The following is a 14,768-nucleotide window of genomic DNA, read 5'->3' as shown; positions in this document are numbered from 1 at the left end:
TTTTTGTACAACTTAACTGCATTAATTATAAATGCGATTAAGATTTTTTCATCATTTGACGCAATACGGTTTGCAGGATACCGCCGTTATGGTAGTAGTCCACGTCCACCATGCTGTCCAGACGAGCGATGACAGGGAAGTCGAACTTGGTGCCGTCCTCACGAGTTACGGTAACCGTCAGTTCTTGTCCTGGTTTCACATCATTGCTCAGACCTGTGATGTCATACGTTTCACGACCGTTCAGACCGAGGCTGGACCAGCCGTGACCTTCCTGGAATTGCAATGGCATTACGCCCATGCCCACCAGGTTACTGCGGTGAATACGCTCGAAGCTTTCTGCGATAACGGCTTTGACGCCAAGCAGGAATGTTCCTTTTGCCGCCCAGTCACGCGAGCTTCCTGTACCATACTCTTTACCTGCGATAACGATCAGGTTCTGTCCTTCGTCCTGATACTTCATGGAAGCATCGTAGATGGACATTTCTTCGTCCGTTGGCAGGTATTTCGTAATACCACCCTCAGTACCTGGAGCTACTTGGTTACGGATACGAATGTTGGCAAACGTACCACGCATCATAACTTCATGGTTACCACGACGGGAGCCGTATGAGTTGAAGTCTTTGCGTTCTACGCCATGTTCTTTCAGGTACAGTCCAGCCGGACTGGATGGTGCGATATTACCCGCTGGCGAGATGTGATCCGTTGTTACGGAGTCAGCAAGCAATGCCATAACACGTGCGGAACGAATATCTGCGATATCAGTCAACTTGTCGCCAAGCTCCTGGAAGAATGGTGGATTCTGAATGTACGTGGAGTTTGGATCCCACTCATACAATTCGCCTTCCGGTACAGGGATCGTATTCCAACGTTCGTTAGCTGTAAATACGTTCTCGTATTTGTTGCGGAACATCTGTGCGTTCAGCGAGCTAGCGATGGTATCCTTGATTTCCTCGGAGCTAGGCCAGAGGTCTTTCAGGAATACAGGCTCGTTGTTGGTATCATAACCGATGGGATCGGTTGCAAAATCAATATTAACGGTACCCGCGAGAGCATACGCCACAACGAGTGGCGGAGAAGCCAGATAGTTGGCTTTGACTTGCGCGTGCACACGACCTTCAAAGTTACGGTTACCGGACAATACAGCCGCTACCGTCAAATCGTTCTCGGAGATTGCTTCGCTTACTTCGTCTGGCAGTGGGCCAGAGTTACCGATGCAAGTTGCGCAACCATAGCCGGCAACGTTGAATCCGAGTTTGTCGAGATATTCGATCAGACCTGCTTTTTCCAGATACTCGGTAACAACGAGGGAACCCGGAGTCAAGCTGCTTTTCACGTAGCCAGGCTTAGTCAGACCACGTTCAACGGCTTTTTTCGCAAGTAGACCCGCTCCGACCATAACGCTAGGGTTGGATGTGTTGGTGCAGCTTGTGATTGCCGCGATAACGACAGCACCAGCAGACAGTTCGCTAGTGGAACCGTTCGGGTGTTTCACAGGTACTTTTTCTGCAATTTTTTCGTCGCTCAGTCCGTAACCGCCTTTGTCGATCGGCGTACGGATGATACTGTTGAAGCTATCCTTCATTTGAGTCAACTCGATGCGATCTTGTGGACGCTTAGGTCCCGCGAGACTTGGTACAACGGATGCCAGGTCAAGTTCGATCACATCTGTAAATTCAGGATCAACCGTATCAGCAGTACGGAACATGTTCTGAGCTTTATAATAAGCTTCAACCAGATCCACCTGTTCGTCGGTACGGCCGGTATTACGCATATAGTTCAGTGTTTCGCTATCAACAGGGAAGAAACCAATTGTTGCGCCGTACTCTGGTGCCATGTTGGCTACCGTTGCACGGTCAGCCAGGCTGATGTTGCTAAGACCCGGTCCGTAGAACTCGACAAATTTACCGACAACGCCTTTTTTACGCAGCATTTGAGTAACTGTGAGTGCCAGATCCGTTGCCGTTGAGCCTTCGCTCAGGCTACCTGTCAATTTGAAACCGATAACGTCCGGTGTTACAAAATAAAGCGGTTGGCCCAGCATACCTGCTTCAGCCTCGATCCCGCCAACACCCCAACCAACAACGCCGAGTCCGTTGATCATGGTGGTGTGGGAGTCCGTTCCTACGAGGGAATCCGGGAATACAACAGTTTCGCCATCAATGGTTTTGGTTGCAGCCACGGAAGCCAAGTACTCCAAGTTAACTTGGTGAACAATCCCTGTGGATGGTGGAACTGCACGGAAGTTGTTGAATGCCGTTTGTGCCCAGCGCAAGAAGCGGTAACGCTCTTCGTTACGCTCGAATTCAACCTTGATGTTGTAGTCGAGTGCATCGTTCGTTCCGAACGCATCAACCATAACGGAGTGGTCGATAACGAGATCGACGGGAACGAGTGGATTGATCTGTTTTGGATCGCCGCCTGCTTTTTTCACGGTATCGCGCATTGCTGCAAGGTCAACGACCACGGGTACACCAGTGAAATCCTGCAGAACGATACGTGCAGGGATAAATGGAATTTCTTTGTTATTGTCACGGCCTTCTGCCCAGCCGGTCAGTTGTTTTACATGTTCTTCGGTAATAGCACGTCCGTCGAATTGACGAATAGCTGCTTCGAGCAGCACTTTAATGGAGAAAGGGAGCTTGGAAAGGTCGCCGTAGCCGCCTTCCTGAAGAGCATCTAAACTGTAGTAGCGATAAGACTTGCCTCCGACCTCAAGACTGCGGGCCGCGGAGAAATGATTCTTGGCTGACATACATGTACCTCCTTAAAATGTGTCGGTGAGATGAAGAAAACGTTCATTTAGGTGAAGAACAGGCCTTCATCGTTCCGTGTCCTTGTTCGTTAGTTTCATTAGGTGAAACGTAATTTCATAATCGTAACTTTAGTTTTAAGTATACCGTTTTCAACTCCGTACGTAAAGGGCTTTTTGCCTGTCCAGCCAAGCCATTGAGAGATTGAATGCGTTCTCAAGTAAAGGGAATGGACGCGATCTCTTCCGTACGCATTATCCCCGATAATAAGTCTTCAAAACAGAACCAGACACATACAACCGAAATTCTCTCATATAAATAAAAAAGAGTTTTCATGCAATGGATCATTCCGGACAGAACTCATGCCAAAGGGGGACACAGGCTTGGAACGCGAATGGAAGAGTGCCTTATATACCTACGTGAACCAGTATAATCGCTGTGAGATCGACTACCGTCCACAGACAAGCGAACGGATTGTCACCGATCCGGAATTTGTGCTGGAACGGGGAGAGCGGATGGCCAGACTGGACCAATGGTACCGCAAGCGGCGGGCGGTGCCTCTTCGCAGTGAGACCAGCGCCAAGCTTGTGCGGACACTTATGGATGGGTCCGATGAATCGGTCGTCGATGTGCAATTGTACAGCAGGCTGTTCTATGAGAAGAATGGTTTGACCCATCGGGAAGACCGGATTGAACGGGAACGCCTGACCTTTCTTAGGCAAGGTGGAGTTTGGACCATTGCACGTGTAGAACGTGAAGTGCCGGAGCGTCGCCCGGTAGGAGAGGGCCGTCCTTTTCAACAAGCTGATTTTGTACAGGCGATGAATCGGCCGCTGCTTAACCGAGAAGTACTGGGACAGGGTAGGAGATCGAAGCAGCAGCTGTATCGCAGGGATCTGGCTGTCGCCTATGCGGACCGGTGGTGGAATGCGGGAAACCCGGCATTTGAGGAATTCGAAGTAGATTGCACCAATTATGTGTCCCAATGTCTCTTTGCAGGGGGAGCACCCATCCACTATACTGGTAAAAGAGAAGCAGGATGGTGGTACAAAGGCTATGTAAATGGCTCTGAAATGTGGAGTTACAGCTGGGCCGTGTCCAATAGTCTGGAGCGTTATTTATCTGGCAGCAGCTGGGGATTGTCAGCAACCGAAGTGGATCGTCCAGAGCAGCTAATGCTTGGAGATGTAGTCCTCTATGACTGGGACGGGGACGGCAGGTTTCAGCACAGTACGGTTGTGACCGCTTTTGATGCGGGGGGCATGCCACTTGTGAACGCACATACAGTCAGCAGCCGCCACCGTTTTTGGGATTACCGGGATTCTTACGCTTGGAACGAGCGGACGGTGTACCGGCTTTTTCACATTGCAGATGAGTTTTGATGGTCAAAGATTTTACGGGATTCGGTGACGTGGACATCCGGTTCCGTGTAAAATAAGTCTAGATAACAGAATAAAAGTGGTGCTGAACATGCAGACATGGCAGCATCATTGCACAGATAATCGGAGGTTACACATGAGTATGGATAAATTAACAGTAGGCGTCGTTTACGGCGGAAAGTCAGGCGAGCATGAGGTGTCGCTGCAAACGGCGTTTGCTGTAACGAACGCATTTGATTATGAGAAGTATGAACTGGTTCCTTTTTATATCTCCAAGCAAGGTACGTGGAAAAAAGGATCCGTCATGCATGCGCCATTCGCGCAGATTGAAGATTTGAAGCTGGAGCAGGCGGCGGGCGGAACACAGGAAGCGCTGAACGCGCTGTTCGGCCGTTTATATGGCGGAGAAGAGGCGATGGACGTCATGTTCCCGCTGCTGCACGGTACGTTTGGTGAGGATGGCACGATTCAAGGGATGTTCGAGATGGCGGATATGCCTTATGTTGGCGCAGGTGTACTCGCTTCGGCAGGCGGCATGGACAAAGTGGTCATGAAGAAACTGTTCGCGCAGGCCGGAATCGACCAATGTGCCTTTACGTATTTTAACGCTACTCAATGGAAACAGACCGAACATGAAATGATCTTGCAGGTGGAAGATCAACTGGGCTATCCGTGTTTCATTAAGCCGGCCAATCTCGGTTCCAGCGTAGGAATCTCGAAGGCGCGTAACCGGGATGAATTGAAGAAAGCAGTGGAGTTCGCTCTCCGTTACGATACCAAGGTAGTCATTGAGGAGTTTGTAGAGGCTCGAGAAGTTGAAGTGAGTGTACTTGGAAATGACGAACCGATGGCTTCTGTACCAGGAGAAATCGTATCTTCCGGTGAATATTATGACTATGCAGCCAAATACATCGATGGACAGTCTCAGATGCTGATCCCTGCTCCGCTCGACCCGGAAGCCGCAGATCGCATTCGTGAGGCCGCATTGCAGGCATTCCGTGCGATTGAAGGCAATGGCATTTCCCGTGCAGACTTCTTCATTCGCAAATCGGATGGGGCATTGCTTATTAATGAAGTAAACACCATGCCTGGTTTCACACCATACAGCATGTACCCGCTCTTGTGGCGTGAAACGGGCGTATCGTATGCCGAACTGCTGGATCGCATGATTGAGCTGGCTTTGGAACGCTACAACCGCAAGCAGGCGCTGAACTATGAGAATGGCGTACAGGCATAGCCTAAGGACGACATTATAAGGAGGGGTATGAATGGGATTTCAGACCGAATTCAATTCCGTGTGCAAGTTCAAGAATGAACAAGAGCTGTTTGAATTGCTTGAATACGGCCGTGGCAAAATGGTCAAACAAGGCTTTCGTGTATTTCCTACCGGACAGAAAGTCATTGCTTACACACCGGATAACGTGGCCGTAGCCATCGTAAAAATCGTAGTCTCCATTGCTGAGATTAACTTCCAGGGTCAAGAAGTGACCGAAGTGGAGATGCAATTGATCCGTAAACTGAACGAGGAAGAATCACGCATTCAGACTGCTCTCGCGGACGAGATGTTCTTTGGTGAACAGGCACAGGGGTAGTTTGTTACATGTGGACCGGGATTGAATGGACGGATTTGTCCAAATCACGATTATGGTCACTCTTTTAGGGTAAAACTTGGTTATATAAAGTGAAGGGAAGACTGCCGGCTTCATATACCGGGAAGGAATCCCGCCCTAATAGAGAGGAAGAAATTCATGCTCGTACGTTTTGGTTATGTGGCGATGTCCGTGCTTGTGGAGAATGCTTCACCTTCCCGGACGATGACTATGTCCAGCTTTAAGAAAATTGATGATAGGGAAGCAGCAATTCGCAAGCTTGAACGGATTGCAGCCGAGAATTTGCATAATACATTACGTTTGCTCAGACACAACAAAGGAAGCCATATTCATGTATATCGTTTCTCTTCCAAATTAATTCCGCTAGCAACGCATGAGGATCTCAGTGATTGGGACCCGTTTCCCGCGCTTAAGCAGGATTTTGCCGCGATTGGCGATTTTGTGAAGGAGAACGAGATGCGTGTGTCTTTCCACCCGGATCATTTTACGGTACTCAGCACACCTCGGGAGGAAGTGCTGCGCAACTCCATGCGCGACCTTCGCCATCATGTACGGATGCTGGATGCCATGGGGCTGAATGCCACTGCCAAGAACAATATACATATTGGTGGTGCATACGGGGACAAGCCTAGTGCAGCGCTGCGTTTTGAAGAAAATTTTCTGAAGCTGGATCGGGATATTCAGGAACGGATGACGCTCGAAAATGATGACAAAACGTTCAATGCTCCCGAGACCCTCTCGGTATGTCAACGTATGGGGCTGCCCATGGTGCTGGATATCCACCATCAATGGGTGAACAATGAAGGCGAACAGCCATGGGATCTCTGGCCGGATATATTGAAGACTTGGGAGTCTTCGCTTGCTCAAGCGGATTCTCCGGCAGACAAGCCGTTGCCGCCCAAAATTCACGTCTCCAGTCCAAAGAGTGAGAAGGACCTGCGTGGTCATGCTGATGGTGTTGAGGTGGAGCCGATGCTCGCTTTTTTACGTCATATTGCAGCAGATACGCCCGCTCTTGATGTGATGATTGAGGCCAAACGCAAGGATGAAGCTCTGGTGCAGTTGATGCAGAAACTAGCATTCTATCACGAAGAGGGTGTGGAATGGGTGGACGAGTCGACGGTAATCATTCATCCGTAGCGCCAAAAGGGGCCTGGGCAACGAGAAACTTTACGACCCTCGGGGCGTATACTTTTAACAAGTATTTTAATTTTTCGTAGATTGATATAGAAAGTAGAGTGAACGCTTTGAATGAGAAGGAAAAAACACCTTATGTCGTGACAAGCAAAAGCTATACTGCCGTCGCCATTAATGCAGCTTCTAAAGCTGGAGAGTGGATCAAGAGCCGTCTCGGAACTGTGGGAGAGCCCGGAACCAAGTATTCGCCGCAGGATCTCGTTACTGAAGTCGATAAAGGTGCGGAACAGATGATCCGACGCCTGATTCTGACGCATTTTCCCCATCATGCCATTCTGGGTGAAGAAGGCGTGGAACCGGGACCGGAAGCATCAGCGAAGGCACTGAAAGAAGCTGAGGAAGAAGAGTTTCTCTGGATTGTGGATCCGGTGGACGGAACGACTAATTTCGTACATGGTTTTCCGTTCTACTCCGTATCCATTGCCTTGGCTCATAACGGTGAGGTGATTGTGGGGGTAATCTACGATCCTTCCCGTGACGAGATGTTTGTTGCGGAAAAAGGAAAAGGCGCTTATGTCCATGGAAACCGGATGCTTGTATCTGGTGAACAGGAACTGGCCCAGAGCCTGATCGCAGTTGGCTTCCCGGCGGATACGACCTACGCGTTGCCGATCAATATGGCCGCTGTTCAAGCACTGGCACCGCAAGTACGCAGTCTGCGTGCAGGTGGTTCTGCTGCCCTGCATTTGGCATATGTTGCAGCGGGGCGCCTCAGCGCTTATACCGAAGTCGGTTTGAAGCCTTGGGATATCGCCGCAGGTGCACTGCTAGTTGAGGAATCCGGCGGCAAGGTTACCGATACCGTGGGGACGCCTTACCAACTGTCGGTGAGCCATGTGGTTGCCAGCAATGGCAAGATTCATGATGCACTGACAGGTGTGCTGAAGGAAGCAAACGCAACCGGTTTGGAGTAAAAATTTACTGAAGGAGCGAACAACAATGGATGAATCCAAAGAACTGGAACGACGTTTGAGTGATATGCTGACTGAAGGGGAGATGGAGGAGTCCGGCGATGCTGACAAACGTGAACGTCAGCTGATTCCTCCCAAGTACGAGGTGCGCATTCAGACAGAACGAGACCCAATTGTTGAAGAAACGTTGAAGTACCGGGACATGGCACGTGAGGTGGACGATCGCTACGATCGATATCTAGATCGGTCTGCCGGGAACAAAACGGAAATGGACACGAATGGTTCTGATTCTGGAGACACGAATAAATCAAAGTCTTAACGAGTGAACATCGTGACTATACTCAACGGATAACAGACTTCCCTAATTAGGGGAGTCTGTTTTTCGTGCGGATATGGGGTGGAGACGACAGCGCCCCTTTAATAATGTTAGAATAGAGTTACACGAACTTCTGTCACCGGAGTGAACAGTGTAATATGTAATTATTTTTTTATTTTATAGATACGGGAAAAAGGAGTGTTCTAAGAATGAAGCGTAAACGCATATGGAGAAGTACCGCCGCGGGATTAACGGCAAGTATGCTAGCAGGGATGCTGATTTTGGCATCATCCGCACAGTCCGCTCATGCTGCGGATAGCAATGCGTTACCCGCAGGAAGCGTAACATCATCATTGCCTGTACAGAAAGATGCGATATCGGTAACCAAGGAATTCCGCCTCGTCACATTGGGGGACTCCATCACCGTAGGATATGAGCCGAACCTGAAAGAACTGCCCTATGGTTATGTAGAACGGTTGCAGGAACAAGGTCTACTTCACGGACGTACTCAGGTGGACAACTATGGTATTGCCGGATTGAAGAGCAGTGGTTTGAAAAACTTTGCAGATGCGATTAAAGAAGGGAAAGCGCTCACTTCCGAAGCCATTCAACCGAGCCTCCCTGATCCAAGAGCGGCACAAGTTGGAGCCAATATTGCTGCCATTCGGGAGAGTGTAGCTGGGGCTAATCTGGTTGCCATCACAATCGGAGGGAACGATGTGTCCGAGTTGCTCGGTTCAGCAGATAAGCTAAGTGATGCGGAACTGGAAGCAAAAGTGAAGGAATTGCTATCTTCCTATACAGCCAATGTTAGCGCTGTTATCAATGATATTCATGAGATTAATCCTAATGCCAAAATCGTAATCGCTGACCAGTACCAACCCATGCCTGAAGTAGCTGGTAAAGCGCTCTATGCGAAACTGATGGAGGCTTCCCAAGGGTTTACTGCGACCATTGATGGAATTGCGACTGAATTTTCCGCTAAAGGAATTGATGTAAAAGTGGCTCATGTCGCCAAGGAGTTTATTGGCGGTGAAGGCACGATGACTCACATGATTAAGGACCGCGATTTCCACCCGAATCAGTTCGGATATGAAGCGATTGCCAAAGTATTCGCAGAAACGATCTGGGGCGATTACACCAAGCTGACGGCTCCTGCTGCAGGCCAACCGATGAATATCATTGTCAGTGGTAAAACGCTGGACACGCCGTACAAACCAATCAACCGCAATGGTAAAAACTTTGTGGCGATCCAGGATATCGTGAATGCCGTTGGCGCAACTACGGTATGGGATAACAAAACCTCAACCGCAACGATTACATACGGAGATCGGAAGGTTGCCGTGAAGATTGGTGCAACGGCCGTTCAGGTGAATGGTGCATCCGTAGCCGTGGATACACCTGCATTCTTGAACAAGGTGGGCACAGAGTCCAAAACATATGTGCCGGTTGCTATGGTAGCCGAGGGTCTTGGCTTTGATGTGCAGTATGTCGCCAAGTTAAAAACCGTTTTTGTAAATCCGTAACGAAATAATTAGCACTCTTATACACTATCGACAAGATATTGAGCAGCCAGATTTCCTTGATCTTTTCAGGGAATCTGGCTGTTTTTGCGTCTATGTTCATACCAGACCAAGGATACACACCTTCGGAAATGACCTAAAATGTTGCATAAATATGACTTGTCATCTGACCATGGATGTGTAAATATGAAAATAACTTACAGTAGATCGAAAACAGTTTCGAATGACAGCACCCTTCGCAAGCCAAAGGAGCGCTTTGGATGAGTAGAATTAAAAACGCTTTCACGACATTGCCGATTCATCACAAAACCATTCTTCTCATCGGATTACTGATGGTGATCAGCTTCACGTTCTATGTATCTGTCCTGGGCTATGTGTTCGGCATTTATGATCGACAAATCTATGAGAAATCCTCACAGGTGCTTAATATGTCTTCGGTGGGCATCGAGAACCAACTGCGTGAGATCTCCAATCTATCCTTCAAGGTCATGTCCGACGAGCCTCTTCAGCAATATCTTCTTCAGTTGGATAAGGCTGAATCGGGGTATGAGAAAAATGGCCTGCGCAAAAAAATTACCAACAGACTGGTGGCATATGCAGGTTCAGAGAAATACGTCTATTCCATGATCTTTATCGATAATGATAATAATATTATGGCAGCTGGAAACCGGGAGGGAATCTCGGAGAAGAAGCAAAGAGAATTGGTTGCTTTGGGACAGCAATATTCGGGCTCTAATGCTTGGTACACAGGCGGGGACCAACAAGCCAGATTACTGTCGGTTAGACAGGTAAAGTCTTTTACCGGTGGAGCATTTACGCTGGAGAAGCTGGGCACCCTGGTTATTCGTGTACGATTGGATCGGATTGTCCAAGACCAGATGCAACACCCGGCAGAGGATTCACAGCTATTAATTACAGATGGCCGGGAAGTAATCTACCCAACAGAGTCGACTGTCAGTAAATCTGAAATCGAGTCTGAACTGAAGCGCACTCAGCCCTATGGGATAGCCATGTTTGAGCAGGGAAGGAATTTTGTCGCTCGTGCGAATTCCCCATATACAGATTGGGTGTATCTGTATATGACGCCCTTTGACCAGATGTTTAAGCAGATCCAGTTTGTTAAACAGCTGGTGACTGTCATTTTTATCATGATATTCCTAGCGGCGCTTATATTCGGAGCCAAGTTTTCCCGCAGTATTACACAGCCTATCGCCCAGTTGATCAAGAAAATGCGCAATATTGAAAAAGGCGATCTGGATAAGCTGGAGGAAGTAGCGTTGGGCAATGTCCCGGTATCTTCACAAAATGAGGTCGGATTGCTGCATCGCACGTTCAAGATGATGGTACAGCGTATACGTGAACTCATTGACGAGAATTATGCGAAGCAACTCGTGATCCGAGAGACTGAATTGAAAGCGCTTCAGGCACAGATTAATCCACATTTTCTATATAACACACTGGAATCGATCAACTGGCTTGCCAAAGTGCAGAAGCAGCATCAAATCTCCGAAATGGTCGAAGCCCTCGGATTTCTGCTGCGAAGCTCAGTGAACATGTCCGAGAAGTGGATTACTTTGGAAAGGGAACTGGACATCGTCCGCAGTTATGTGACGATCCAGCACACGCGATTCGAGGAAAGACTTGATTTTGACATGGACATTGCGCCTGAAGTGGGAACTGCACGCATTCCGAAGTTAACTCTGCAGCCATTGGTGGAGAACGCCATTCATTATGCATTGGAGCCAAGCATAGAACCTTGCCGTATTCGGATTAGGGCGAGAGCAGACGGAGACAACGTTGTAATTGATGTGGAGGACGATGGTCCGGGTATGACTCCCGAATTTCTGGAGCAATTGCAAGAGGGACGCGTACAGACGAGGGGACAGGGGATCGGACTGTCGAACATCAAAGAACGGATCAGGTTGACCTTCGGCGACGAAGGCGAAATGATCATGAGCAGCAATCCCGGATCAGGGACCGTAGTATCGATCAGAATACCTTGGATCAGAGAGGACGATGACGATGTACAAAGTGATGCTCGTAGATGATGAACGTGTCATTCTGGAGGGGATTTCGCAAGTCGTGGATTGGGCTGCAGCGGGAACGGAACTGGTGGATACCGCGAGAAACGGGATTGAAGCGCTGGATAAAATCGGTCATTCCAGACCGGATATTATCATTACGGATATTTCGATGCCGGGCCTGGATGGTCTTGGACTCATTGAAAAAGCATCTGAGGCTTACCCTGGACTCCGCTTTATCATGTTGTCTGGCTACAAAGAGTTCGAATACGCTCGCCGGGCGATGCAATATGGAGTGAAACATTATCTGCTCAAACCGTGTAACGAGAACCAGATTCACGATGCCTTGTCCGAGTTGCTTCAGGAACACCAGGATGCCCAGGTAAAGGAACATGTGGCCGGAGAGATGAAACAGCGTCTGCAGCGGGTGCTGCCACATGTGAAGGAGCAGTTCCTGCTGGAATTTATGACGAACCAAACCTATGGTCCAGTCGATCTGGAGTATTATCAGGAGCTGTTTGACTTGGAGCTGGAGGATAACGAAGTTCGGCTGCTGCTGTTCCGGATTGCAGATGAACATGATTATAGTCATCTATTTGCAATCAAAAACATTGCCAGTGATTTGCTGCCCCATGTTCTATTAAGCACTACCATTGAAGGCAAACTGTTAATTCTGTTGGGGGACTCTGCCGATTCGGTCGGTCTAAAGGAGAGCATCGAGGAAGTGCGGACTGCTTTCACCAGACTATATAAACTGGAAGTTACGGCTGCCCTCAGTGAAGCAGATCGAATGATCCAGTCCCGGCGTTTGTTCCGTGAGGCGCTGCAATGCCTGAACCATCGCTTTTTTATCGGCGAAGGCAAGCTGATTACCAAAAGTGATCTGGAGCTGGCCGGGGAATGTGATGGTGTACATGTTGAACATGATGCAGAGCAGTTATGTCAGTTGATTAAGTCAGGCAATACGGAAGAAGCGGGCGCTGAAGTGGATCGCCTGTTCGAGCTTTTGTCTGGTCAGCAGCTTGAAATCGGGATTACTCGTTCGTATGTGGTGCAGTTGTACTCCGCAATGATTCATGTTTGTCCTCCTGAGGAGGCAACGGAATTTACTCAGCGTATGGCAGAGCTGCCCCATATCGACACATTATCTGGCTTAAAATCCTTTGTTGCCAGCAGCGCAGCCCGGTTAACCTCCGGTTATTACAAAAACCATATTAGCCGTCAGTCATCTGCTGTGGAGAAGATGATGAATATTGTGGATCGCCATTATGGCGAGGCTGATCTCTCGCTTAACGGGGTTGCCCATCAGATGTTATATATGAATCCGGATTATCTCGGCAAAATTTTCAAAAAAGTGACGGGTGAAAACTTCTCCAACTATGTGAATCGTTTGCGCATTGAGCGTGCCTGCGACCATATTCGCAGAGGTGGAGATGTGAAGGTCTTTGAGCTTGCCGAATTGTTTGGCTTCGGAGGGAACTCACAATATTTCAGTCAGGTGTTCAAAAAGTGGACCGGCATGACACCTACTGAATTCCGCAGAACTGGCTTATAACAATTGACTGACGATCATGGAATCGAAATATGAGGGGGACGAACAGCGCCGATAGAGGTGCAGTTGTCCTCCTCTGTTTTTTGAACCAACTAGACGGTTTTGTGTATTCAACTATGGTCCCACATTTGCGAAAATGACAATATAAAGTTCGTGAAAGCGTTATCAGAAAGTGGGAGATAACTCGTTCACACAACCATTTCAACATAAAAGGGGAGATTGGCATGGTGAAAAAGGCAATATTCCTGATGATGGCGGCATTGCTGGTATTAACAACGGCATGCAGCAGCAGCGGAGAATCGGGCGGAACATCTGGGGATGGTTCGGTAACACTTCGTATCGCATGGTGGGGATCAGATGCACGTCATGAATACACACAGAAGGTCATTGACCTGTACAAAACGAAAAACCCGAATGTCAAAATTGACGTGGAATACGCCTCATTTGATGACTACTGGAAAAAGCTCGCTCCACAAGCGGCAGCAAATCAACTGCCGGACATTGTTCAGATGGATATTTCCTACATCAGCCAATATGCAAAGAACGGACAGCTCGAAGATCTGTCCCCGTATCTCGGAAACCAGATTAAAGTAGACGACGTATCCGAGAACGTAATCAGCACAGGCGTTATCAACGACAAACAATATGGAGTACCTGCTGGTGTTAACGTACTGGGTTTCCAATATGATCCGGCTTTGCTCAAAAAAGCGGGTGTGGATGCCATTCCCGAAAATATGACTTGGGAATCGTATGAAGAGCTTGGCAAGCAAACGGCTGCCAAAGGACTCTTTTTGGATGGGGGCGTAGCGCCGGATATCTTCTTCCACTATTTCCTGCGGACCAAAGGACTGTCCCTCTACAATGCTGAAGGAACGGGTCTTGGCTATGATGACGACAAACTATTCGTTGAGTTCTTCGGACTCATGCGGCGGATGATTGAGCAGGGAGCTGCACCTTCACCGGATCTGGTTAACCAGACGAAAGGCATTATTGAGGAATCCGATCTGGTCAAGGAAAAAGGAATTGGCGTATGGCAATGGTCCAACCAGTTTGTGGCCTTGCAGCAGGTAGCTAATCGTCCTTTGGAAATTGCACCAATGCCAGGACCGGATATGGAAAAAGGACTTTATATGCAGCCAAGTATGTACTGGGCTGTAACATCGAACTCGAAAGTGAAGGAAGAAGCGGCCAAATTCATTGATTTCTGGGTGAACGATGTGGAAGCTAACAAACTGATCAAAGGCGAGCGCGGTGTGCCGATTTCAGGCAAAATCAAAGAAGCTATCGCTCCTGAGTTGAGTGATGCAACGAAACAGGTATTTGACTTCGTAGCGTCCATGGAGCCTAAGGCTTCGCCAATGAGCTCACCACCACCGGTAGGTTCGCCGGAAGTCATTGCTTCTCTGGCGGATGTTGTGGAGGAACTGAACTTTGGTAAGGTTACACCGGAACAAGCAGCAGCGACATTCCGCAAAAATGCCGAAGCCGTTCTTGCCAACAATAAATAAC

General features: G+C 48.6%; 11 protein-coding genes. 10 read left to right on the top strand and 1 reads right to left on the bottom strand.

The window, feature by feature from the left end; genetic code table 11:
• Window positions 1-37: 37 nt before the first annotated feature.
• The gene (acnA, locus tag BLS14_RS21735) at window positions 38-2,752 is read right to left on the bottom strand and encodes an aconitate hydratase AcnA (RefSeq protein ID WP_063568048.1); all 2,715 of its coding nucleotides are present in this window, start codon (window positions 2,750-2,752) and stop codon (window positions 38-40) included.
• 381 nt (window positions 2,753-3,133) lie between these two features.
• On the opposite strand from acnA, the gene BLS14_RS21730 reads away from it, so the two are divergent.
• From BLS14_RS21730 to BLS14_RS21685, 10 genes are all read left to right on the top strand, one after another.
• Window positions 3,134-4,132, top strand: coding sequence for an amidase domain-containing protein (locus BLS14_RS21730; protein WP_371121657.1), 999 nt, complete (start codon window positions 3,134-3,136; stop codon window positions 4,130-4,132).
• A 133-nt stretch (window positions 4,133-4,265) separates the two neighbouring features.
• Window positions 4,266-5,366: a D-alanine--D-alanine ligase gene (locus BLS14_RS21725; protein WP_063568050.1), complete on the top strand. Its 1,101-nt coding sequence runs from the start codon at window positions 4,266-4,268 to the stop codon at window positions 5,364-5,366.
• A 31-nt stretch (window positions 5,367-5,397) separates the two neighbouring features.
• Complete coding sequence (locus BLS14_RS21720; RefSeq protein WP_053779624.1) at window positions 5,398-5,721, top strand: hypothetical protein; 324 nt, start codon at window positions 5,398-5,400, stop codon at window positions 5,719-5,721.
• Between the two features lie 156 nt (window positions 5,722-5,877).
• Entirely contained in the window at window positions 5,878-6,879 is a 1,002-nt protein-coding gene (uvsE, locus tag BLS14_RS21715; protein ID WP_090953921.1) for a UV DNA damage repair endonuclease UvsE, read from the top strand.
• A gap of 107 nt (window positions 6,880-6,986) precedes the next feature.
• Window positions 6,987-7,850: an inositol monophosphatase family protein gene (locus tag BLS14_RS21710; protein WP_371121658.1), complete on the top strand. Its 864-nt coding sequence runs from the start codon at window positions 6,987-6,989 to the stop codon at window positions 7,848-7,850.
• A 25-nt stretch (window positions 7,851-7,875) separates the two neighbouring features.
• Window positions 7,876-8,166 (top strand): hypothetical protein, encoded by a 291-nt coding sequence (locus BLS14_RS21705; RefSeq protein ID WP_063568053.1) that lies wholly within the window; start codon window positions 7,876-7,878, stop codon window positions 8,164-8,166.
• 206 nt (window positions 8,167-8,372) lie between these two features.
• A complete protein-coding gene (locus BLS14_RS21700) occupies window positions 8,373-9,689 on the top strand; it encodes an SGNH/GDSL hydrolase family protein (RefSeq protein ID WP_064642376.1) in 1,317 nt (438 codons plus the stop codon).
• A 257-nt stretch (window positions 9,690-9,946) separates the two neighbouring features.
• Window positions 9,947-11,734 (top strand): cache domain-containing sensor histidine kinase, encoded by a 1,788-nt coding sequence (locus BLS14_RS21695; protein ID WP_090953919.1) that lies wholly within the window; start codon window positions 9,947-9,949, stop codon window positions 11,732-11,734.
• Window positions 11,709-13,262 carry a response regulator transcription factor gene (locus BLS14_RS21690; RefSeq protein ID WP_090953917.1) on the top strand — a complete coding sequence of 518 codons (1,554 nt, stop codon included), beginning with the start codon at window positions 11,709-11,711 and terminating at the stop codon, window positions 13,260-13,262. Before BLS14_RS21695 ends, BLS14_RS21690 begins: the two co-directional genes overlap by 26 nt.
• A 221-nt stretch (window positions 13,263-13,483) precedes the next feature.
• The gene (locus BLS14_RS21685; protein WP_063568057.1) at window positions 13,484-14,767 is read left to right on the top strand and encodes an ABC transporter substrate-binding protein; all 1,284 of its coding nucleotides are present in this window, start codon (window positions 13,484-13,486) and stop codon (window positions 14,765-14,767) included.
• Window position 14,768: the final 1 nt, after the last annotated feature.

The sequence above is a fragment of the Paenibacillus sp. OK060 genome (assembly GCF_900101205.1).
GTDB lineage: Bacteria > Bacillota > Bacilli > Paenibacillales > Paenibacillaceae > Paenibacillus > Paenibacillus marchantiae.
Note: the sequence above shows the minus strand (reverse complement) of the source record. Positions and strands in the feature narration are given on the sequence as shown.